The sequence below is a fragment of the Phycicoccus sp. CSK15P-2 genome, from assembly GCF_016888005.1.
Classification (GTDB): Bacteria; Actinomycetota; Actinomycetes; order Actinomycetales; family Dermatophilaceae; genus Phycicoccus.
In genome coordinates, this window is sequence record NZ_JAFDVE010000008.1 from 140,065 (window position 1) to 161,546 (window position 21,482).

Sequence of the window (21,482 nt, forward strand, 5' to 3'; positions counted from 1 at the left end):
GCCGGCGGCGACGGATGAGTACACGCATCGGGCGCTTCTTCGTCCTCGACCTCGGGGCCGACGAGCTCGTCGTCCTGCCCACGCTCGCCGACGCCGAGGGTCCGAGCCGTGTCGTGGTCCGTGACCAGGAGACCTCGCAGCTCGTCATGAGCGAGGTCATCGCCCGTGGAGGACATCTGCGCGTCCCGCTGGCGAAGGTCTGGCCACTCGCGTCCCACTCCGTCAAGCTCCAGCGACAGCAGGACGACGCCTGGGTCGACCACGTGCCCTTCACCCCCCTCCAGTCCGTCGCCGAGCTGGACAGGGACCGCATCACCCCCGGTGACTGGGGAGTGCCCGAGCGGTGCGTCGCCGTGCTCCGGGAGCCGGGCACCCGTCGGGTCCTGATGCGCCGGGCCGTCCCGGCGGGAGGCTCGACGACCTGGACCTACCCGGCGGACGCCGAGTCGGAGCTGCTGCTGGAGTTCAACCACCCCTCGGACGACGGCGTCGGGCTCGGAGCCAGGGTCGGACCGACGCTCCGATGGTCGCCGGTCGCGTTCCGTGGCGTCGTACCGGCCGAGGTCTCACACCACGAGGACGAGCTCGCGCACACCATCCGCCACGACGTCACGCTTGCGCCGCGGGTCCTCGCGAAGGCGGGTCGGCCCCTCCTCGTCACCGAGGGCTACATCGGTGCGTGGGACGACGGCGAGCCGGTGGTGGAGGCGATGGACTTCGTCCTGGGGCGCCAGGAGATGCTCTTCCAGCCGACGGTGCCCGACGCCTCACGGCGCTCGGGTCGGGTCGTCTACCTGGGTCGGCCGCACAGCTCGTGGGGCCACTTCCTGACCCAAGGTCTGGCTCGGGTCTGGTACGCCCTCGAGCACCCCGACACACCGGTGGTGTGGGACAGCCCCGCTCCGCTGCCGGCGCATCAGCAGGTCGTGCTGGACCTGCTCGGGATGCGAAACCCGCAGCATCTGCTCACCGAGCCGGTCCGTTGGGAGGAGGTCGTGTTCCCCTTTCCCGGGGTCTGCATCGGGGACTACGTGCTGCCCGGGTACGTGCGTAGTGTCGGAGTGGTCCCGCCGTCGCCCGTCGTCCCCGGGAAGCGGGTGTTCCTCACCAGGACCGGGGTGAGCGACTTTCCCGGCGGCCCGGAGAAGGAGATCGACCGCATCGCCGAGAGCCACGGCTTCACCGTCCTGCACCCGCAGCGACTCTCGGTCGAGGCCCAGCTCGCCGAGATCTCCTCCGCGGAGACCGTGCTCGCCGTGGAGGGGTCGTCGTTGCACACTCCTCTGCTGCTGGGTGGTCCCCTGACAACGAGGTTCTGGGCCCTGACCCGCCACCGCCGCGGCGGCGGCCTGTTCGAGCACATCCGGCGGCACAAGCGGCTCCGCTACGAGACGCTCGACTTCCTGCGGACCCGGGCGCGCCGGGCCCGAGAAGTCATCGACATCGACCTCGAGCGGCTCGACGAGGCCCTGACCGAGACGGACGGCTTCACGCGGGACCTACACCTCCTCGAGCCCCACCGCGAGCATCCGTCGTCCGCCGAGACGTCGTACCTGTCCCACCTACGGATGACGCAGGTCCGCTCCGGCCGCGCGGAGACCGCGCTCAGCGACCTCCGAACGGCCGTGCTGGCAGGTGACCACGACCGGGCCCGGGCCTTGTCGCGGCGCTGACGGCCGGATCACGCGTGCCAGCGGGTGGTGCGAGGTCACCCGCTGTGCGTTGGGCCCCGCCTGAGGTCGGCGAAAACCTCCGAGACCACCCCGGCGATCAGGTCCCTGGGCGGTCGCGTATGGTCAGGACCCCAGTCTCCTTCGACGAGCCGAAGTCTCCGGCCGTTCACGGCCTCGCGGAAGGGCTGGAGGTGGTGGGTGACATGGTGTTCGTCGGCGCGGTTCTGCAGGTAGACGACATCGACGTCCGGTCGGGTTCGGCCGTACACCTCCGCGAGGTCACAGGTGACCCGGCTCCGGAGCAGGCGCGCGACCTCGGCCTCGTCCCCCTGCGCTCCCCAGCACCGCTCGGCGTACGGCATCCACCACCGGGTGTGGAAGTTCAGGATGTTCGTCTGCGGGTTGGCGACGACGGCGGTGCTCGCGGGGACGTGCCGGGCGATGTCCAAAGACGCGAAACCCCCTCCCGAGCCGCCGAAGAACACGACGTGGCGCGCTCCCGACAGCTCGACGAGGCGTAGGACGAACTCATGGATCCGCGTCTGGCTCACCGCTGTGGACCCGGCGAACCACGCGAGCAGGACGCCCTCGGCCAGGCACGGGTCCGACACGAGGATCCGGTTGGCCTCCTTGGCGGCGAGGGTCGCTCCCGTGAAGTGGGGCACCGTGGTGCCGTCACGGCTGACCGCAGCATGGAACGACACGAAGGTGACGTCGGCGCCGATGAGGTCAACGAGGGCGTCCAGGGGCGGTGCGTCGTCGTGCTGGACGGAGACGACGTGTTCGCCGGGGCGTGGACAGATGTCCGCGATGTCACGGTAGATGTGTTCGGGACGTCTCCACCGGGCGACATCGCGGACCGGAGCGGACACTAGGCGCCGCTCGGTCGCGTCGTCGGCACGTCCGCCATGTCGCCCACGTCCATCCCCAGGGAACGGTAGACGTCGAGGTACACCCGGGCGTTGAGGTCCCAGGTGCGCTCGCTGCGCGTCCACGAGGCGCCTGTGCTCGCCATCGTGGCCATCCGGTCGGGGTCGGCGAGCAGGGCGGCCACGGTCGTCGCGAGGTCGAGGACGTCTCCCGCTCGGAACAGCGTCGCGGCCCCGCTGTCCTCCGCGATCTCCGCGAGGGCTCCGACGTCCGAGAAGACGCACGGTCTCCCCGTGGACATCGCCTCGTACGGCTTCAGAGGGGTGACCAGCTCGGTGACCGCTGCACGCTTGCGCGGGACCACGAAGAGGTCGATCGCCCCGTAGTACTCGAGGACGCTGTCGTGGGGGACCCGGCCGGTGAAGACCGCGCCCCGCATCCCCAGACTCTCGGCGAGCAGACGGAGCGTCTCGAGCTCGGCACCGTCACCGACGACGAGGAGCTGCACCGGCCCGCCCGAGATCCGGCCGACCTGGAGGGCCAGCTCGCAGGAGTAGGCGTCGAGGGACTCCGGGTCCAGCGACGGGTGGCGCGGGCGCAGGCGCTCGGACAGCACCTCCGTGCGCGTGGGGCTGTCCTCGACGGGGACGTCCTGCGAGCGCAGCGTGTCCAGTGCGACCTCGACGTCGGACATGGCCCGCACGAGCGTGTCGATGCCTTCGTACTCGACGATGGACGAGATGTAGCCGACGACCATGGTGTCGGGCGAGAACCCCAGCTGCTCGCGCAGTGCGTGGCTTCGTCCCACCACCGGGAAGTCCTCGACCGCGACGGCGTTGGGTGCGATGCTGACGGGTGGGGCAGGCAGGTCCAGGGAGGTCGCGACCTCGCCGATGTGTGACTGCATCACGCGGGCGAGGGTCACGACGGCGGAGGCGGAGCTGCGCATCTGCGCCTCCCGCTCGACGCGGAGGCGGTAGACCTCGGGCAGGCCTACCCGTGCCTCGAGCTCGGCGAGGTCCTGCCACCCCTCCGCGTTGGCGGTCCGGGACAGCCAGCTCTCCTCCCAGAAGCCGCGGGTCTCGTTGACCACTGGGATGCCGTACTGGGTCGCGACGGGGTGGGCGATCACCGCGTTGATGAAGTCGGAGTGCACGTGCAGGGCGGCGGGGCGCACCATCGACACGGTCTCCGCAAGAGCGCGGACGTTGGCCTCGACCCACTCGTCCCACGGGACCGCTCCACGCTGGGGGCCACCGAGCAGGAAGTAGCGGACCCCGCCGTGGACGTAGGTCTCCGTCAGCTCGTGTGCACGTGCCGTTGCTCCCGACTGCGTGACGACCACCGGGGTGATGCCCGCCCTGGCCTGCGCCTCGACCGTGTACTGCGTCCGAAGGGTGTAGCCGGACTGCCTCTCCGGAAGGGCGCTGCCGACGACGTGGACGACCGTGTCGGCGTTGGGCGGGCCCTCCAGCGGGGGCAGCGGGACGTCCCCGGTGACCCGCCCCTCGTACAGGTCCAGCTCCGATGCCAGGAGCGCCGCGGCACGCATGTCCTCCGGCTTGCCGAAGCGGGTCGCGATGCTACCCATCAGGTGCGCCGCGTTGCCCAGGAAGCCGAGCTGACGGAGCCGCCTCATGAGCCGTCGGGTCTCGGTGAGGCCCAGGCTCTCCACGATGTCGGGTCGTGCCTCCAGGAGGCGGATCGAGTCCAGGGGCCGGTCTCGGGCAACAGCGGCGCGGACCTGGTTCGTCGCCTGTCGGAGGCTCAGCACCTCCTCGAGCGGGACTCCCCGGGAATGCGCCAGGGTCGTGAGCGACTGGACCGTCTCGTACATGTCCTCGGCCAGTCCCGGGTGAGGGTCACGGGCAGCCCGCTCCTGCTCGTCGAGCCGCGCACCGAGGCTGTCGACGCGGGGATCCGCGACGGGGCGCTGCTCGAGCTCGACGACGCGCGCGTCCGTCTCGGCGAGGCGGCTGTCGAGCAGGGCGACGCGAGGGTCCTCCGTGCGACGCTTCTCTACCTCGTCGAGGCGACTGCCGAGGAGTGCCAGTGACTCGGGCGAGACCGCTGCCGCGAGGCGCTTCTCCAGGTTGGCGATCCGCGTGGCCTGGATGTTTGCCCGTCTGCGGTAGGCCTGCGCGCCGACGACGACGATCGTCGCCGTGGAGACGGACGCGAGCAGCCCGATGGCGCCGAGCATCGCGAGGAGCCCACCGTCCGTCCACCCGACGACCAGGAGCAGCACGACGGACGCGACGACGCCCAGCATCAGCACCACTCCGGCGACGACGAGCACGGTTCGCTGTACGGACGTCATCGGACTCAGCGCCAGACGCCTCGGGTGTCGATGAGCACCTTCTCCATGAGTCGCTCGCGTGGCACGTTCTTGAACTCCTTGTGATCGACGAGGAGGACGACGACGTCGGCCTTCTCCAAGGCGTCGTCCACCGGGGTGAGCGACACGTTCGACCGGTCGGCGAGCGCGTCGGGAAGGGTGTCGATGTTCGGCTCCACCGCGAGGATGCTCGCCTCCGGCAGCCGCTCGGCGAGGGCGGTCGTGATGCCGAGCGCCGGCGACTCGCGCAGGTCGTCGATGTCGGGCTTGAAGGCGAGACCCAGGGCGGCCACCACGGGGTCCTTGAACCTCTCCGCCCGCTCCTGCACCTGACGGAGCACGACCTCCGGCTTCCCGTCGTTGACCTCGCGGGCGGTGCGGATGAGCCGCGCCTCCTCCGGCACGGCGCTGACGATGAACCAGGGGTCGACCGCGATGCAGTGGCCACCGACGCCGGGGCCGGGCTGGAGGATGTTGACCCGGGGGTGCTTGTTCGCCAGCTCGATGAGCTCGAAGACGTCGATGCCCAGCCGGTCGGCGATGACGGACAGCTCGTTGGCGAAGGCGATGTTCACGTCGCGGAACGAGTTCTCGGTGAGCTTGGCCATCTCGGCCGTCGTGGCGTCGGTGAGGTGCAGCTGCGCACCGCAGAACACCTGGTACACGTCGCGCGCCCGGGTGGCGGCCTCCGGGGTGAGGCCACCGATGATCCGGTCGTTCGTCACGAGCTCGATCATCACCCGGCCGGGCAGCACGCGCTCCGGGCAGTGCGCCACGTGCACGACCGGCCGGCTCCGGGACCCGTCGAGGGACAGGTCCTCGCGGGCCGCCATCACCCGCCGGGCCATGTGCTCGGTCGTCCCCGGGGGGGAGGTCGACTCGAGGATGAGCAGCTCGCCGCCCCGCAGCTGCGGCGCGATCGCGTCGGTGGCCGCGTCGATGTAGGACAGGTCGGCCTCGTAGCCGTCCTTGAACGGCGTCGGGACGGCGACGATGTACACGTCCGCCTGGGGGGTGTCCTTCTGGGCCCGTAGCCGGCCCTGGCTCACCGCGCCCGCGACGTGGGTCGCGAGGTCCGGTTCCACGAACGGCACCTCACCACGGTTCACCGCGTCGACGTGGCGGTCGCTGACGTCGACCCCGACGACGTCGACCCCGTTCGTGGCGAGGATGGCTGCGGTCGGCAACCCGATGTAGCCGAGGCCGATGACGGCGACGGTCAGGCTCTCCACAAGGGCCTCCAGACTCAGACAAGGACGTGGGACTCGAGACGGCCGTAGCCGACCATCCGGGAGCTCGCCAGCAGCTCGGCTGTCGTCGCCCCCCAGGTGTGGCCCCCTGCGCAGCGCCTGACCTGGACGAATCCGAAGCGGTCAGCAGAATACACGCGGCCGCCCTCGGCCACGATTCGGCGAAGGAACCCGGTGTCCTCACCCCGGGTCACCTCGGCGAACGGGCTGGCCAGGGCGACGGCGCGCGGGGTGACGATGGTCGGCCCCATGACGAGGTCGGTGTAGCGGTGCTCGCGCTCGGGGAAGCGCAGGATCGTCGCGCCCAGCGACTCCAGGTACATGTGGTGCGCCTGCTTCCCCACGACCTCCGCCCCGGAGTAGTCGAGTGCGTACAGCTGGTCGGAGAGGTACTGCGGGCCGTAGAGGTCGTCGTCGTCGATCTTGGCGACGACCTCGCCGTCGGCGGCGTCGACGAGCGCGTTGAGGCACGTCCCGAGCGGGTCCGAGGCGGCGGCGTGCAGCCGGACGAGGTCAGCGATGCCCAGCTCCGCGGCCAGGGCAGGTACGCCGTCGTCCAGCTCGAAGCCGTGGCCCAGCACGAGCACCTGGAGGTCGACCTCCTGCTGCGCCGCCAGCTGCCTCAGGACGTGCTCCACCTGGTGCGGACGGTTCGTGGACACGAGCGCGCTCACGGAGGGCCGGCGTCCCGGAGCGGCGGCCAGCCCGGCCGCCGACAGCACCGCGTCGACCCGGTGGCCGTACGTGTGCTCGCCCCAGATCCGCCGCTGGGCGAGGTGCACCGTCCGGTCCCGCAGCTCGGGGCTGTTGACGAGCGCCCGGATGGTCCACTCCGCGTCCCGGGCCGCACCGACCTGGAGCACCTCGTCGTCCGCGAAGAACCGGCCGATGGCTTCGCTCGGGGTCGAGACGACCGGGGTGCCGGACGCGCTGGCCTCGAAGATCCGGCGAGCGCACATGCTCGGGCTGTCGACGACGGAGTTGACGTTGAGGACGACCTTGTACGCACGGGTCGCGGTGAGCATCCGCTGGTAGTCCAGGCTGCCCACGACGCGCGAGTCGAAGGGTGGGGGGAACTGGTAGCGATCGTCGTGGCCGAGGTAGCGGGAGTAGATCTCCAGACCGGTGTCCATCCGCGACGAGACGCGGTCGGCGGCTCCGAGCAGCAGGTCCATCTGCTCGCGTCGCTCGGGGTGGCGGTGCGCGAAGTACATCCCGGCGAACACGACGTCCCGGCTCTGGTGCTCGGCGGAGGCCAGCCGGACCGGGTTGTGCACCGCGGGCTGCGCGGCGAAGGGCAGCACCCCGACGCGGTCGTGGCCGAGGTCCCGGCGGTAGTCCTCGAGCCGCCGCTCGTCCGTGGTGAAGACGTGGTCGAACAGCCGTGCGGTGTCGAGGAAGTCGCCGTAGTGTGCGGGGTCCTCCTTGTTCCAGAAGACGGTGGGCACGCCCTGGTCACGGCACCACTCCACGAGCTCGACGACCGCCGGCCGGGGCGCCGACGGGCCGGTGAGGTGGTACTGCCAGGCGTCGCCGTTGCCGTGCCAGGCGGACTCGACGAAGAGCAGGTCGATCATCCGCGGCTCGCGCACCTGCGTCGGCCACTCGTCCGGGGTGAGGAGGACCTGGTCCCACTCGTACCGGTACGCCAGGGCGGAGAAGTCGTCGAGGACGGCACCGACACGTAGCCCGGCCCGGACGGGTGGCCGGTCGGGCAGCTGCCACGGACGGACCTCGACGCCGTGACGTCCCACGTGCACCGCCCCGATGGGCGCGCCGCCGGCGCCTCGCCGCGCGAGATGTCTCCGCAGCTGGTCGACGCCGCCGTGTCTCAGGTGCCAGAACGCCCGGCGTAGGTCTGCGACCCGGGGCCCCCGTGCAGGCATGGAGTCTCCCCTCGTTCACGGGTTCACGGGCCTGGCGGGCGCACCATGCGTGCGGCCTCGCACGCCAGCGTACGTGAAGGGCCTGGCGCACCTCGCAGGTCACATCCCGCTCGTTTTGTCACAATGGGGTGATGCAGCGCTTTCGAGGAACCGACGTGGGCCTGGGCCTCGTCGTCCTCGCCGTCAACGTCGGGCTGGTCGTCGGGGTCGTCCAGCTCACGAGTCGCACAGCGGAGACACAGGCAGCTCCTACGCCTTCGATCTCCGCTTCCCCCAGCCCGACTCCCTCGCCGACGCCGACGCCCTCACCGAGCTCCCAGGAGCCCGCACTGAGCGCGATCCTGGCCTCGGGCGACCCCGTCGACATCACGGTCCTGGGGGACCAGACCGGAGACGGGTCGGGGGAGTGGGTCGGCGTTCTCGCCGGTCTGGTCGCGCAGGACCGCGAGGTCGAGCTCTCCACCCTGTCCGAGAGCGACCCGACCGTGTACGACGAGCCCGAGACCATCGGCAGCAGTGGTGCGAAGGTGTCCATCCACAACGGCAGCCGGGCCGGGACCAAGGCCCGGTACGCCGCGAGCCGGATCGCGTTCCTGGTCCCGGAGGACAGCGACCTCGTCATCTTCAGCTACGGCCGCAACGACACCGCGAAGTCGGTGCGCTCGGGGCTGAGGCAGACGGCCGACGCCGTGCGTGAGCAGGCTCCCGACGCGCGGCTCGCCCTGGTCCTCCAGCCGCCGGTCGCCGGCGACGACGACCGTGCCGTGCGCGAGGCCGTCGCGGACGTCGGCCGGTCCGACGGGTACGACGTGCTCGACGTCGCCGAGGTCTTCATCGGGTCCGGGGAGCCGGACGCCTACGTCTCGAGTCGTGACCCGTCGGTGATGTCCACGGTCGGAGACGACGTCTGGGGGAGCACCGTCCACGCGCTGCTGACGGGGGAGAGCCCGCCCGATCTCCAGCAGACAGCCACCGAAACCCCGGGGACCGGGACGGGCACCACCGACGGGGGGTCGACCGGCACCGGCTCGGGGGGCGGTAGCGGCAGTGGCGGCGGCGGGACCGGGGGTGGCGGTGGCGATACCGGTGGCGGCGGGACCGGCGGAGGAGGGGGAGGTGGCGGCGGTGGCGGCACCGACCCGGACCCGGATCCGACTCCCACCGTGGAACCCACCGAGGACGAGCCGAGACCCACGCAGACGCCGACCCTCCCACGTCCCACGCAGACCTTCACCCCGAGGCGGCTCGACGGCTGATCCGGCACGCGACGGCGTGGCCGCGTGCCCGTGGGGAGTGCTCCCCGTCGTGGGTACCGCGTTACGGGTCTAGGCTTCCCGGGACATCCGCCGACCGCACAGGGAAAGATGCCGACATGACCGCGCTCGCCCACCCGGGTCCGGCCTCGCCGGCACCGCCCGGCGTCCGCCTCGAGGTCCCGGACGCCTGGGAGGCCGTGCCGTCCGGCGCGGCGCTGCTGCGAGCACGCGCCGCGGGGTCCCGCGGTGACACCGTCGAGGTCACCGTCCGCCAGCACGTCGCTGCGACCGGCCTCGGCTCGGAGGCCCTCGTCGCCACCCTCGCGGCCGACGCCGGCCCCGGCGGCGCCGAGGTCGAGGACCCCTTCGTCGTCGAGCTCGAGGGGCGCGAGTGGCACGCCCGCAACGTGTCGTGGGACGAGGGCGACACCCCGGTCGTCGAGGTGCACCTCGCCACCACCGTGGCCGACGCCGACCCCGTGAGCACCCATGTCGTCGCCGTCGGCCGGGTCCGGGGCGCGGGCCTGGACGACGACTACGACCTCCTCCAGACGGTGCTGGAGACCCTCGTCGTCGAGGGTGCCCCGTGACACCGGCCGGGCGCGTGCTGCGCGGGTCCTCGATGCTCGTCCGCGCCGCCGGAGCGACACACGTCGGCCGGGTCCGCGACCACAACGAGGACAGCATCGTCGCCGGTGCCCGCGTGTTCGCCGTGGCCGACGGGATGGGCGGCCACGCCGGGGGAGAGGTCGCGTCCCGGATCGCCGTCGAGGCGCTCGGCGCGCTCGAGGAGACCCCCGCCTCCCGCCCCGAGGACGTCACCGCGGTGCTGAAGGCCGCGAACACCCGCATCCTCGAGGCCCAGCAGGACGACCCCGGCCTGCGCGGCATGGGGACGACCGTCACCGGCGTCACCGTCGTCGACGCCGGCGGCCGCGAGCACTGGCTCGTCTTCAACATCGGCGACTCGCGCGTCTACCGCCTCGCCGACAACCGCATGCACCAGGTGACCCGGGACCACTCCGAGGTCCGCGAGCTCGTCGACGCCGGCCTCCTCGACCCCTCCGACGTCGCCACCCACCCGCTGCGCAACGTGATCACCCGGTCCCTCGGCACCGAGCCCACCCCCGACCCGGACGTCTGGGTGCTCGCCCCGACGCCGGGCGAGCGGTTCGTCGTGTGCAGCGACGGCCTCTCCAACGAGCTCGACGACCGCGACATCATGCTGCTCGCCCGGCAGCACGCCGACCCGCAGACCGCCGCCGACGAGCTCGTCGGCGCCGCCGTCCGGTCCGGCGGCCGGGACAACGTCTCCGTCGTCGTCGTCGCCGTCGACCCCGGCGAGGACGACGACGACGCGGACACCGCACCCCGCTCCGGGCTCAGCCGCGGCTGAGGGACGAGCGCGTCACTCCGCGGTCGTCGGGAGCGACGCGACGACCTCCAGGCGGGTGCCACCGATGACCTGGTGCACCTCGACCGTCGCGATCGTCCACGTCGGGCTCCGGTAGCGCTCGAGGGCGGCGACGAGCGCCTCCAGGACCGGCAGCGTCGTGGCGTCGGTGACCCGCGCGACCACCATCCGTGGCGCGAACAGGCGGCGGTCGACGTAGAGGCCGAGGTCCTCGACCATCTGGGGAAGCCCCTTCGCGAGGCCGACCGCGGTGTCGACGTCGCCCTCGAGGTGCAGCGCGATGCCGGGGTCGCCGTCCTCGAGGGCCCAGACGCCTGCGAGCCGCACCCGGGGGGCCGTGTCCCTCTCCACCAGCTTCCGCGCGAGCACGTTGCACACGGTGGAGGTGTCCGGCCGGGTGAGGTTGCCCAGGCCCATGACCGGGAGCCGCATGAGGTGCGCGGGGACGAGCTCGAGCTCGCGCGCGGCACCGGGAACGGCCTCCAGCAGGGCGGAGATCTCGTCCGAGACGCCCTCCGGAGGCACGATTGCCACGGATACCTGCACGGAACGCCTCCTCGCCTCACGGGTCGACACATTGTGGCGTGACGCGGTGCCGGATGCGACGTGCGACGCGGCCGGTCCGGCGAGTCGCCGCCACCCGGCCGCCACCGGGCGTTGGTCGGGGAGGTCGGCACCGCCGCACGGACCGTGCCGGTCGTGGGTACGCTGATGGTCGTCCCTGCCCGCCCGTGCCCGCCGATCGAGGAGCCGCCCGTGACCACGGTCCGCTCCAGGACGCAGCCCGGCTTCGTGGAGGTCACCGCGCCGGGCGTCACCGCCGTTCTCGAGGTGGCGGAGCGGCACGTCGAGGCGCTGACCGGCGCCGCCGAGGACGGGCTGGTCGGGCTGCTCGACCTCCTGTGCTCCCGCGGCCTGCACGTCGTCCCGTCCTTCGCGATCGTCGCCGAGGAGGACGGACGGGTGCGTGCGCTCGTCCGCGGTAGCGGCACCGTCGTCGTCGAGGGTGGCGAGGAGCTGGCCGCCGAGGGGCGGCTGCCCTGGCGCGACGTCGACCTCGACGTCGCCGAGGACGCCGTCGTCGTCGCGGCCGCGCCCGAGCCGCAGACCCCCCGCGGATGGCGCCGCCCGGCCCGGCTGGGTGGTTCCGCCGCGGCGGCCGCCGTCCCGGTGCCCGATGTGGAGGCGGGCGACGAGCCGGACGCGACCTCCGAACCGGACCCGGACGACGAACCGGACGAGGATGCCCAGAGGGACGAGGCGCCCGAGGTCGAGCCGGAGGCCGAGCACGCACCGGCACCACAGCCCGACCTCACACTGCCCCCGCCCGAGGACGCCCCCGGCGCCCCACCCGTGGAGCGGGTCCCCCCGGCCCCGTCGCCGGAGCGCTCGATCATCGACTCCGTCCCGTGGCGCCGCGCGGCCGATGCGGGCGCCGCGGCCACCTCCACCGCGGCGCTCCCGGCCGTGGCTGCGTCATCCCCGGCCGCCCCGACTCCGCCGCCGGCCCCCGTGCCCTCCTCGGCGTCGCCCACCGCCGAGCACACCGCGGTGCCCGACCCCGAGCCGAAGCCCGAGCCCGACCCCGAGCCTGACCCCGAGCCGAAGCCCGACCCGGCACCGCCTGCCCCGGACGCCACCCAGCCCCCGGACCCGCCGTCCGAGGACGCCCACGCCGAGGCCACCCCGGACGTCACGACGGCCCGCTCCGCCCTGCCTCGCTCCGACGAGGACCTCGACCGGCCGGTCGTCCTCGCGGTGCTGTGCCCGGCCGGGCACCACTCGCCGCCGCACGCCGGCCGCTGCCGTACGTGCCAGCGGGAGATCCCGCCGCAGCAGCCCGCGCCCATCCCGCGTCCCAGCCTCGGCGTGCTGCGGATCAGCACCGGGGGCGTCGTGCCGCTCGACCGCGGCGTGCTCCTCGGCCGCAGCCCGCGGGTCAACGAGGAGCTCCCCCCGAACCAGCGACCGCACCTCATCCGGGTCGGTGGCGCGGACCGCGACATCAGCCGCAACCATGCCGAGGTCGCCATCGAGGGATGGCACGTCCTCGTCCGCGACCTCGGGTCCACGAACGGCACGACCATCGCGCTCCCCGGTGAGGACCCGGTCCGGCTGCGGCCCACCGAGGACCACGGCATCGAGCCCGGCACCGTCATCACCCTCGCGGACGAGGTGTCGCTCACCTACGAGGTCGACGGGTGAGCACCGGCGGCGCGCCGGAGATCCCGGGCCTCACCTTCGTGCGGCCGCTCGGCTCCGGTGGGTACGCGGACGTCTTCCTCTACGAGCAGCAGTCGCCGCGGATGAACGTCGCGGTCAAGGTGCTCAAGCGGCAGGGCCTGACCGCCGCGATCCGCCGGCAGTTCGTCGACGAGGCGAACACGATGGCGCAGCTCGCCGACCACCCGTTCATCGTCCAGGTCTTCCGCTCCGAGCAGACCGCGGACGGCGGGGCGTACCTCGTCATGAAGTACTACCCGCCGCCGAACCTCGCGCAGCGCGCCAAGGACGAGCGGCTCTCCGTCGAGGAGGTGCTGCGCTCGGGCATCCAGCTCGCGAGCGCGGTCGAGACCGCGCACCGCGCCGGCATCGTCCACCGCGACATCAAGCCCGCGAACGTCCTGCTCAGCCAGTACGGCCAGCCGGGGCTCACCGACTTCGGCATCGCCGGTCGCGGCGGCCACACCGAGGACGTCGACGAGGACGTCGGCGTCTCCGTCCCCTGGTCCGCGCCGGAGGTCCTCTACGGGATGAGCAACGGCGACCCCCGCAGCGACGTCTACTCGCTCGCGGCCACGCTGTGGCACCTGCTCGTCGGGCGCTCGCCGTTCGAGCAGCCGGGGGGCGACAACTCGGCCTACGCGCTGATGCCGCGGATCCGGGCCACGCCGGTGCCGACCACCGGACGCGCGGACGTGCCGACCTCCCTCGAGCGCCTCCTCGGCCACGCGATGGCGAAGAACCCCGACGCCCGCCCGCAGACCGCGCTCGAGCTCGCCCGCGGGCTGCAGGCGGTCGAGCAGGAGCAGCGGTTCCCGCGCACCTCGGTGGTCGTCCTCGACGAGGAGGGCAACACGGCCGTCGCCGAGCTGCCGCAGGCCCGCGGCGGCGCCGACGACCACGACCGCACGAGCGTGCGGGCCGTGGCGGTCCCGGCCCAGACGCCCCTGCTGCCGCCGAGCCGCCCGGAGGCCGAGCAGGACGAGGAGGAGGCGCCGGCGACCATCGGTGGCGGCGTCGTCCTCTCGGTGCTCGCCGGGCTCGTCGCCGTCACCGTCGGGGTCGTGGTCTGGGCGCTGTCCGGCGACGACGATCCCGAGCCGCCGGTCGCCAACCCCACGCTGACCCGCACCGGCGCCCCGAGCCGGGCCGTCGACTACCCCGAGCAGCCGGCCATCGACGCCCGTCCGGGCACGGGGGCCGTGACGTTCTCGTGGAACTACGTGGGCGCCGAGGAGGGCGACTTCTTCCAGCTGCGGGTCGCGGACTCCGAGGGTGCGGTCGTGGAGGCTCCTGTCGTCACGGTGAACGACGCGAGCACGTACACCGCCGAGGCCCCGGCCGGTGCGACGGTGTGCGCGCAGGTCGCGGTGTCGCGTGAGTCCGGGCTGACGTCACCGCGCTCGCCGATCCGCTGCGAGGCCGCCGGATGACCTCCACATCCTCGCCTCATGCCGGAAGGTTCGGTCACGCATCCCGGAGCTCGGAGTGCGTGACCGAAGGTTCCGGTGCGAGGATGCTTCGCCGTCACCGGAGCCGACCGACCAGCCACCTGAGGGGGAGACCGTGGGCGTGACCGTGCAGTTCGTCGGCGAGGAGTTCAGCGCACCGGAGGACCGGCCGCTGACGATCGGCCGGGTCGCGGACGTCGAGATCGACGACAACCCCTACCTGCACCGGGTCTTCCTGCAGGTGCACCACGAGCACGGGCTGTGGTGGCTGACCAACGTCGGGTCGACGCTCACGGCGACGGTCGCCGACAAGAAGGGCCTCTTCCAGGCGTGGCTCTCGCCCGGCGCCCGCATCCCGCTCGCGCTCGAGGCCTTCACCGTGTGGTTCACCGCCGGACCGACGACGTACGACTTCGACCTCGTCGTCGACGACACCCCGTTCGTCTCCGTCGAGACCGCGGCCGAGCTCGAGCCGGAGGACTCCAGCGCGCAGACGACGGTCGGCCGGGTGTCGATGACCCCGGACCAGAAGCTCCTCGTCGTCGCCCTCTGCGAGAGCTTCCTGCGCACGACCTACGCGGGCGGCGGGCAGGTGCCGTCCTCGGCGGATGCGGCGGCCCGGCTGGGCTGGACCGTGACGAAGTTCAACCGAAAGCTCGACAACGTCTGCCAGAAGCTCGCCGACGCCGGCACTCGCGGGCTGCACGGTGGGCCGGGCAAGCTCGCGAGCAACCGCAAGTCCCGGCTCGTCGAGCACGCGCTGTCCACCCGGATGGTCACCGAGCACGACCTCGCGCTGCTCCCCGAACCGGAGGAACCCGCGCAGGCCTGACCGCGAGCGGGACCGGGCGACTCCCGCGGTGCGAGGGGGAGGGGATGTCTGCCGCGGCGCGACTGGATACCCGCGTGCGAGTGGATGCGGACGCGTGTCGCGGTGCGAGGGGGAGGAGCGGCCGCCGCGACGCGAGGAGTGCGGACGGCTGCCGCGGTGTGTGCGCCGCCGACCCTGTGCTCTGCTTCTCCTGACGAAGCAGAGCACAGGCGCGGGAAAGAGTGGGTCTGTGCAGAAGCCCTATCGCGGGTGAAGGGTTTCGTTCCGCCGCGGCAGCAGCTCTGCCGACCTCCTGGTCCGGCGCCGGAGTCCGGGCGGGTCGGGTGGCTCCGTCGGCACCGGACAGGGGGGAGGCCCGCCGCTCCGCGGTGGGCAGACCCCCTCCCGGGTGCTCGCCGCGTCGTGCTGAGCCAGGTACTCGCCGCGCTGTGGTGGGCAGACCCCCTCCCGGGTGCTCGCCGCGCTGCGGAGCTTCTGGGACGCTATTCCAACCTCGGTGCGACAGGGGTGACCGCACGGCCCGCGTGGGATCGGGCGCTGCGGGAGGTTCGGACTGTGCCGTGGAAGGCCCAGCACTGACCGGGGCGAGCCGTACGCGGCAGGTCCTCGCAGGACGTGAAGCCGAGGTTCGGGCGGACTACGAGGCGGGCATGGGGTGCGTCGTGTTGGCTCGGAAGTACGGGCTGCCGGAGAACACCATGCTGGACTGGCTTCATCGACAAGGGATCGAGGTCCGCACCCATGGCAAGCTCGCACCCGACGACGTGGTCGAGATCAGGCGGCTTCAGGAGGAGGGCTGGACCCAGCAGCGGATCGCGGATCGCTTCGGGGTGACAAGGGCGGCGGTGTCATTGCGGTTGAAGCGCCAGCCCGCGGGTGATCTCAAGCGACGCGAATGACTCCTTCGCGCGATTCACTGCGCCGAGACATTCAATGTTCGAGGAGCGCACCGCGAGGAAGAGGGACCCGCCGAAGGCTGTCCTTCCTCCGGTGCACATCTGAAACGATGTTCCACGTGAACCTTCGTTCGGTGCGTTCGCTGGGAACGTTCCACGCCCGCCTGACGCGGGACAGCGAGGCGCACCGTCGGGATGGTCAGGTGTACGTCCTACTGAACGACGTGGGCGAGGACGACCGGGGCGGCCGCCTCGTGGAGATCATGTTCGAGGACGGCATCTGGATGTTGGCTACCACCGCCGACCTCGAGCCGCGTGGCACCTGACATCTTGTGCCAGATGTCAGCAGCCACGTTGTTGATCTGCCATGCTCCGCACCGTGGAGCATCGACTGGATCTCGAACCGTGGCTGCGCACGACATGTGGCGTCTACGGCCTTGACGTCCGAGGCATCTTCCAGACGCGCGGCAGCCTTGAGTGGCCTATGACGTTCCAGAACGAGTACGAGCTCGACGCCGCGCTCATGGTGGGTGGCCACCTGCTTCCGCTGCCCAAGGAACCGGCTTCCCTGGCGAACGTCCTCGAGGTGGGCATCGTCGACTACTTGCTCGATGAGGTAGCGGAGCTGGACGGGCTCGAGGCACGACGCGGCACGGAACGCGGCTACCCCGATCTTGAACTCACGGGCGAGGCTCTCGGCGGCGAGTTTCACGCCGTCGACATCAAGGTCGCACGTCGCAAGAAGATCAAGGGTGGGGTAAGCAAGAACACCCAGAGTCGGATCACTCTGTACACGGGCAACACCTACTTCCGGTATCCGCAGCTCCACTGGCCGGGCACGCCCCGCCCGTTCAACGACTACGCGAGTCACCTCGACGTCATCGGCATCTACACGCTCGACGAGAATTCGGCCGCGCGGGTGACGGACCTCGAGCTGATCGTTCAGCAGCCCTGGAAGATCGCCAGCAAGCAGCGCTCCTCCACGACGCGCGAGTACATCGGCGCAGTGGTGGACATCGAGGATCTCCGGGCGGGCAGGGGCGAGTTCGAGACACCCGAGGCGTTCTACTCGTACTGGCGCAAGTTCCCCTTCAAGATCGGTCGAGTGGTCCAGCAGCAGCTCGACAAGCTGCTCCGTGAGCAGTGAGCTCGACCACGATCCGGCGCGCGTTCGAGCGACTGTCGGTGCCGGCTGGCAGAGTGACGCCATGACCGAAGCAAAGGGTGTCGCCGTCTCGCTTTTCTCGGGCGCTGGCGGCCTGGACCTGGGCGCCGAGCGCGCCGGGTTCCACGTGCGCGCGGCCGTTGAGTATGACCGTGACGCGGCCCTGACGATGGAGAAGAACTTCCCAGGTCTCGCGTCGCCAGTCATCCAGGCGGACATCCTCGACACCCCAACCCGAGACATTCTCCGCGCAGCCGGACTCAGCTCGCGCGAGCGCCCAGAACTGCTTATTGGGGGTCCGCCCTGCACTCCGTTCTCGAAGAGCGGCTTCTGGCTGGAGTGGAAGCGTCAGGGACTCGATCCGGATGCCTCGCTCCTGCAGGCCTACACACGGGTTCTCGCTGAGGCGAAGCCGCGTGCCTTCGTGCTGGAGAATGTCTACGCGCTGACGTACAACAACAAGGCCAGCCGGCCGGCTTTCACGCGGCTCCTGAAGGAGCTGCACGAAGCTGGCTATGAGTTCAACTACAAAGTCCTCAATGCCGCCGACTACGGCGTCCCCCAGGCGCGGCCGAGGCTGTTCATCGTCGGCGTCCGCAAGGGCGGCGAGGTGCCCGTACTGCCGGAGCCGACTCACGGCGGCAGCTGGGAGCGCCGGGCCACGGGAAACGTCGAGCGACCACACGTCACGGCTGGCGAGGCACTTGCGGGCTTGGTCACTGATCCTGAGCCGTCTGAAGTCATCCGCGGTAGCTGGGGACATCTGCTCCCGGCGATTCCTCCCGGCGACAATTACCTTCACTACACGGCCGAGCGCGGTCACCCGGACCCTCAGTTCAAGTACCGCAGCCGGTACTGGTCGTTCTTGCTTAAGCTCGACCCAAACAAGCCGGCCCCGACCATTCAGGCGCAGCCTGGCCCCAATGTGGGACCGTTCCACTGGGAGAGCCGGCGGCTACGCGTGGCTGAGGTCAAGCGGCTGTTCACGTTCCCCGACGAGTTCGAGCTGGTGGGAACGCGCGCCCGGGTGCAGGCACAGCTCGGCAACTCGGTGCCTCCGCTGTTGGCGCAGCGGGTGATCGAGCAGGTCGCCAGGGTGAGCTGAGTGCCGCTGATCTTTGGCACCGAGGCGCCGACACTGTGGGACAGCGACTACGCCGACATCACGGGGGTGCAGTACGAATTCCCAGATCGATACCGAGCTAGTGTCCGGCCCGGAGAGCGGTTCATCTACTACCGCGGGTCACGCAGTGGGGCGAACGGATACTTCGGCGAGGGCGTCGTGGGTCAGATCCGCTCGAGCGCCAAGCCCGAACACCTGATCGCTGCTGTCCACGATGTCGTGCTGTTCGAGGAGTTGGTGCCGATCAAGGACGACCGCGGGTCATACCTGGAGACGGGCTCGACCAAGGGCACGAACTGGGCCAACGGCGTGCGCCGCATCAGCGACGAGACCTTCGAGCGCATCGTGGAGAGTGCCTCCCCGACACCACCCGACGATGCCCCAACCAGCTCGGTCGGCTGGGCCTCTCCTGAACATGCCCAGAAGGTCGAGCGCTACTCGGTCGAGGTGGTCATGGGTCTGCTGGCTGCGGAGTTCGGCAACAAGGCCGTGCGCGAGATGCCTCCAGGCAACCCGGGCTACGACATCGAAGTGCTAGGACACGATGGCACCCTGCATGTTGAGGTCAAAGGAACGGTGCTCCCTGGGCCCGTGTTCCATCTCTCCGCAGGCCAGCGGCGGCATGCCGAGCTGCTCGGTGATGACTTCCGTCTCGTCGTTGTCTACGCCATCAACGTCGCGGCGAAGACCCATGCGGTGACATCCTGCCGCGGCGACGAGCTCGCGCTGCAGGCGCGCCTCGAGCCGGCATCTTGGAGCGGCGTCCTGCTCGCGTGATGGATGCGCGTCAGACGGGCAGCTTCCAGACCTTGTCGTAGGCGGTTTCCGCCAGCAGCTGACAGCGGGCCTCGATCTCTGCAACGGACCAGGCCGACTGATCGAGGACGCCGCCGATGTCGTAGGGCAAGCCTTCCTTGTCGAGAATCTTCTTCTTCTTGGCGAAGTTCTGGTTGTCGAGCTTGCTGTTGACCTTCTCGCTCACCAGGAGCAGGTTGCCGATCGAGCCCACCGTCTCGATGTCGACGCCGGCGGCAATCTGGTCCTGCGACATCAGGTGCTCGATCGTCAGGTCATCCAGTCCCGTCGTCGGATTGGCGTGCCGCAGTAGCCGCTTCAGAACGTACTGAACGATCTTCTTGTCTCGGGTGTAGTCGTTGGTGAAAACAAAGCGCTCTTGGAAGGCGAGGATGAACTGGTCGCGGTCGGGACGGCGCTTGTTGAGCTTGTCCCGGATGTCCTTGAGCACGTCAGCCCGGGTCTGCTGGTTGGCCCCCGCGGCGTAGAGGTCCCGGGCCGCCTTCGCATACATCTGCGAAACGCCGCCACTGCTACTGAGCTGGCTCACCACGGTGTGCTGGAAGTGGTAACGCTCAACCGACTGCAGCGTCTTCTTGAACTGTGCGGCACTGAGTTTGGGCGAGGCCATCCGCGCGCGCATCAGCGCCAACAGCAAGGGCGCGGGCTGGACGACGCCGAACAGCGCCAGCGCCTCCAGGCTGTCGCGGGCGGCGGCCTCCTCGATAGGCCAGGTGCGTGAGGCCGGCTCGATAACCGCGCGGTACAGGGGTCCGTCGACCGTCAACTGGGTGAGGCACTCCTGAGCGGCCGTCTTCGACTGGATGGTCTTCTTGATCTGAGAGAACAGCTTGCGCTGCGCGACGTACTCGGCCCGTGACTGCCACCAATGCAGGATGAATCGGTTGGCGTCGATCCTGGCCCGCCCATCTGATGCCTCCAGCTGGTCGCGCATCTTGTCCCACTTCAGGCGGTAGGTGTCCGCCTTGGCGTTCCTGGTGCCGCGGAGACGGTTCAGCAGATGGTTCTTGAGGAGGTCGACGACCTCCAGGTCCTTTCCTCGGCTGTTGAGCGTCTCGAAGATGATGTAGGCGTCGTCCTCGTTGCCGTGCTCGACCCAGATCACCTTCAGGCCGAGCAGGCGATCGCGGAGTTCGAGTAGCCACTTCTGGGGATTCTGGCGCTTCGCGACCTCCGCCTCGATCAGTCGTTGCACCTGCTGCAGCGCACCCGACAGCGCGACTTCCTCCTCGGTCGAGGGCTCGATGGTGGGGTCAGGCGGCGACTTGAGGATGGCGTTACTCAGGAACGCAGAGCTCGTCTCGGTCTGCAGGGTGAACTGCAGTTCGTTGTTGCGGTCCGCCTTCTCTAGGTACCGGTGGACGCCATCGGCGAGCCTGGTTTCGCCGAGGCTCTCGAGCTGGTCGCGGAGAACCGCGAACATGATGGCGATGGTCGTGAGCCGCTGCTGACCGTCCACGATGCGCCGGATCGGGTTCTTGGCGTCCCGCCAGGCGACCATGGGGCCGATGAAGTAGCCGATCGCGTTGTCGAAGACGACATCGGTCCAGAAGTCCTCAAGGTTGGCGGCCTCCCAGCTGTAAGGCCGCTGGAAGCGCGGGATGACGTAGTAGTCCGCACCGACCAGCAGGTCCTCGATGGACTTCTTCTCAGGATTGAAGTCGATCACAGACACCCGAGTGCTCCGCTCATGTCGCCGCCACTGCCGGCTCGATGCTAGTGAGTTCTGCTCGATGACGTGTGAGGAGTCGGGAAGCTCACGCCCGTCGGGCATGGCTCGCGGCGGCCTCTACCGGGCCTGGGCCTTCCGGACCACGCGCACGATGGCCTCTGCGACGTCCTGGGGCGGCTCGTGTTCCCAGAACCGGAGCACGCGCCAGCCAGCATTCTCCAGGCGGCTCGTCGTATCGATGTCCCGCTCGACGTTCCGCGCCAGCTTCCGCCGCCAGTAGTCGGCGTTCGCTTGGGACGGCACGCGGGCGTGCTGGGCGCAACCGTGCCAGTAGCAACCGTCGATGAAAACAGCGATGCGCTGCTTCGTGAACACAATGTCGGCTCGGCGCGGGAGGGCGGGATCGGGACGCGTGTCGACTCGATACCGCAGTCCTGCGGCGTGGATGAGCCGACGTACGGCCAGCTCGGGCTTGGTGTCACGCGAGCGGTTTCCCTGCATGGCCTTGCGCGCGGCCGGTGACGATGCCCAGGGCTCATACGGGACGGCAAGGACGTCTCCTGTCATGGCTTGGCTCGAGTGCGGGGGCGACCCCGGCTCGGTGCCGGCGCGCCGCC

General features: G+C 70.6%; 19 protein-coding genes. 12 read left to right on the top strand and 7 right to left on the bottom strand.

From position 1 onward, the window contains the following. Positions 1-14 precede the first annotated feature (14 nt). Entirely contained in the window at positions 15-1,673 is a 1,659-nt protein-coding gene (locus tag JQN72_RS04515; protein WP_204133968.1) for a glycosyltransferase 61 family protein, read from the top strand. A gap of 35 nt (positions 1,674-1,708) precedes the next feature. On the opposite strand, the gene JQN72_RS04520 is transcribed toward JQN72_RS04515, so the two are convergent. From JQN72_RS04520 to JQN72_RS04535, 4 genes are read right to left on the bottom strand one after another with little or no spacing between them, the layout of a single operon-like run. After that, positions 1,709-2,545 carry a hypothetical protein gene (locus tag JQN72_RS04520; RefSeq protein ID WP_204133969.1) on the bottom strand — a complete coding sequence of 279 codons (837 nt, stop codon included), beginning with the start codon at positions 2,543-2,545 and terminating at the stop codon, positions 1,709-1,711. Further along, a complete protein-coding gene (locus JQN72_RS04525; protein WP_204133970.1) occupies positions 2,545-4,863 on the bottom strand; it encodes a glycosyltransferase family 4 protein in 2,319 nt (772 codons plus the stop codon). Before JQN72_RS04525 ends, JQN72_RS04520 begins: the two co-directional genes overlap by 1 nt. Before the next feature lie 5 nt (positions 4,864-4,868). Then, entirely contained in the window at positions 4,869-6,104 is a 1,236-nt protein-coding gene (gene wecC / locus JQN72_RS04530; RefSeq protein WP_239100129.1) for a UDP-N-acetyl-D-mannosamine dehydrogenase, read from the bottom strand. 23 nt (positions 6,105-6,127) lie between these two features. Next, on the bottom strand, positions 6,128-8,017 hold the full coding sequence (locus JQN72_RS04535; RefSeq protein ID WP_204133972.1) for a glycosyltransferase: 1,890 nt from the start codon (positions 8,015-8,017) through the stop codon (positions 6,128-6,130). A 131-nt stretch (positions 8,018-8,148) separates the two neighbouring features. Between JQN72_RS04535 and JQN72_RS04540 the strand changes: the two genes are divergently transcribed. From JQN72_RS04540 to JQN72_RS04550, 3 genes are all read left to right on the top strand, one after another. Continuing rightward, positions 8,149-9,273: an SGNH/GDSL hydrolase family protein gene (locus JQN72_RS04540; RefSeq protein ID WP_204133973.1), complete on the top strand. Its 1,125-nt coding sequence runs from the start codon at positions 8,149-8,151 to the stop codon at positions 9,271-9,273. A gap of 116 nt (positions 9,274-9,389) precedes the next feature. Beyond that, complete coding sequence (locus JQN72_RS04545) at positions 9,390-9,863, top strand: hypothetical protein (protein WP_204133974.1); 474 nt, start codon at positions 9,390-9,392, stop codon at positions 9,861-9,863. Beyond that, entirely contained in the window at positions 9,860-10,669 is an 810-nt protein-coding gene (locus JQN72_RS04550) for a protein phosphatase 2C domain-containing protein (protein WP_307812417.1), read from the top strand. The genes JQN72_RS04545 and JQN72_RS04550 overlap by 4 nt, the downstream gene beginning before the upstream one ends. A 12-nt stretch (positions 10,670-10,681) precedes the next feature. On the opposite strand, the gene JQN72_RS04555 is transcribed toward JQN72_RS04550, so the two are convergent. Then, complete coding sequence (locus JQN72_RS04555) at positions 10,682-11,233, bottom strand: 2'-5' RNA ligase family protein (protein WP_204133975.1); 552 nt, start codon at positions 11,231-11,233, stop codon at positions 10,682-10,684. 210 nt (positions 11,234-11,443) lie between these two features. Here JQN72_RS04555 and JQN72_RS04560 point away from each other — a divergent pair, with 210 nt between their 5' ends. The 8 genes from JQN72_RS04560 to JQN72_RS04595 all read left to right on the top strand — a co-directional run bounded on the left by JQN72_RS04560 (position 11,444) and on the right by JQN72_RS04595 (position 19,154). Then, positions 11,444-12,892: an FHA domain-containing protein gene (locus tag JQN72_RS04560; RefSeq protein ID WP_204133976.1), complete on the top strand. Its 1,449-nt coding sequence runs from the start codon at positions 11,444-11,446 to the stop codon at positions 12,890-12,892. Next, the gene (locus tag JQN72_RS04565; protein WP_204133977.1) at positions 12,889-14,343 is read left to right on the top strand and encodes a serine/threonine-protein kinase; all 1,455 of its coding nucleotides are present in this window, start codon (positions 12,889-12,891) and stop codon (positions 14,341-14,343) included. The genes JQN72_RS04560 and JQN72_RS04565 overlap by 4 nt, the downstream gene beginning before the upstream one ends. A 133-nt stretch (positions 14,344-14,476) precedes the next feature. Then, positions 14,477-15,193, top strand: coding sequence for a hypothetical protein (locus JQN72_RS04570; protein ID WP_204133978.1), 717 nt, complete (start codon positions 14,477-14,479; stop codon positions 15,191-15,193). A 560-nt stretch (positions 15,194-15,753) separates the two neighbouring features. Next, the gene (locus JQN72_RS04575) at positions 15,754-16,092 is read left to right on the top strand and encodes a hypothetical protein (protein WP_204133979.1); all 339 of its coding nucleotides are present in this window, start codon (positions 15,754-15,756) and stop codon (positions 16,090-16,092) included. Positions 16,093-16,208: 116 nt separating this feature from the next. Beyond that, entirely contained in the window at positions 16,209-16,415 is a 207-nt protein-coding gene (locus tag JQN72_RS04580; protein WP_204133980.1) for a hypothetical protein, read from the top strand. A gap of 53 nt (positions 16,416-16,468) precedes the next feature. Then, positions 16,469-17,236, top strand: a complete 768-nt coding sequence (locus JQN72_RS04585; RefSeq protein ID WP_204133981.1) for a type II restriction endonuclease — start codon at positions 16,469-16,471, stop codon at positions 17,234-17,236. After that, positions 17,226-18,359 (top strand): DNA cytosine methyltransferase, encoded by a 1,134-nt coding sequence (locus tag JQN72_RS04590; protein WP_307812418.1) that lies wholly within the window; start codon positions 17,226-17,228, stop codon positions 18,357-18,359. The genes JQN72_RS04585 and JQN72_RS04590 overlap by 11 nt, the downstream gene beginning before the upstream one ends. Continuing rightward, positions 18,360-19,154 (top strand): DUF3883 domain-containing protein, encoded by a 795-nt coding sequence (locus tag JQN72_RS04595; protein ID WP_204133982.1) that lies wholly within the window; start codon positions 18,360-18,362, stop codon positions 19,152-19,154. A gap of 10 nt (positions 19,155-19,164) precedes the next feature. Here the strand turns inward: JQN72_RS04595 and JQN72_RS04600 are convergent, their stop codons facing one another. Both JQN72_RS04600 and JQN72_RS04605 read right to left on the bottom strand, forming a co-directional pair. Next, complete coding sequence (locus JQN72_RS04600) at positions 19,165-20,868, bottom strand: DUF262 domain-containing protein (RefSeq protein WP_204133983.1); 1,704 nt, start codon at positions 20,866-20,868, stop codon at positions 19,165-19,167. A gap of 114 nt (positions 20,869-20,982) precedes the next feature. After that, positions 20,983-21,432 carry a very short patch repair endonuclease gene (locus JQN72_RS04605; RefSeq protein WP_204133984.1) on the bottom strand — a complete coding sequence of 150 codons (450 nt, stop codon included), beginning with the start codon at positions 21,430-21,432 and terminating at the stop codon, positions 20,983-20,985. Positions 21,433-21,482 lie beyond the last annotated feature (50 nt).